This is a genomic window from Levilactobacillus parabrevis ATCC 53295 (assembly GCF_001434055.1).
Lineage (GTDB): Bacteria > Bacillota > Bacilli > Lactobacillales > Lactobacillaceae > Levilactobacillus > Levilactobacillus parabrevis.
Genome location: NZ_AZCZ01000101.1, coordinates 1 through 934 on the forward strand (window position 1 = coordinate 1; position 934 = coordinate 934).

The following is a 934-nucleotide window of genomic DNA, read 5'->3' on the forward strand; positions in this document are numbered from 1 at the left end:
TTGCACTTGATTTGACAATTGAGGAAATATTTTGGTTTAATAGATTATCTGGGAAAGTGCTAGGTACCTTTAATGCAATTGCTGTAAAGTTGAATAGTAGGGGTAATGTGACGATTAATCCACCTAGTAGAAAAGATAAAACGTAGTAATTTCGAAGCACTTGCTTCAACGTGTTTTTCAACTTTACCTGCATGAAAAAGCCACTAGTTAGGTCTTTTTTTAGCAAAGTGGCTGCCGGCATTGCAGCAATTAGTGGTAAGAGCAGGTAATAAGCAATTGGGGAAAAGTTAAAGTTATCGATCCCCATCCATAAGGTGTATGGGGAAGAGTGAAACGGGTTAGATTGTTGGGTAAATTGCTGCAGTATTTGATAAGCTTGAATACTTGGAAGAAGTAGCGCGATAATAAATATAGAAGATAATGTTCGCTTATTTAGCCGATGCCATAAGGTTAACAACTGACGTCCTCCAATCTAATTATTGATTTGCGTTTATATGTATAGTGCGGGGACAAGGACTATTATTTATATCTGGTGAGCATTGTCTGAATTCCGGACACCATCTGCACCTCGTACTATACAGAAGTTATTTAGACATGCAAAGGGCATAACGACTGAATCCGAGGGCCCTATAAGTATACTTATATAGAAAGTGTATCCTTATAGGATGCTGCAACATTGATCTATTTTTACACTTTTTTATTGGTATATGTGTATTTTGGGTTTGCTTTAAAAAGTTAAAACCAGACTTTCTGATTAATGGTATATGCCGGCTTGATAATCTTAGTGAATTTGACTATGACTAAAAGGCAAACGATATTCATAAGCTTGGTTACAATTATCTTTATATCTTTTTTTGAAATTTATTTTTTGCGAATTCTATAATCAAGTTAGCTACTTAGCAGTTTACCTGGTCCCCTGTCAATAAAATAGACA

General features: G+C 35.3%; 1 pseudogene. It reads right to left on the minus strand.

From position 1 onward, the window contains the following. Positions 1-457, minus strand: a pseudogene (locus FD07_RS11915) (hypothetical protein); the annotation flags it as partial. Positions 458-934 lie beyond the last annotated feature (477 nt).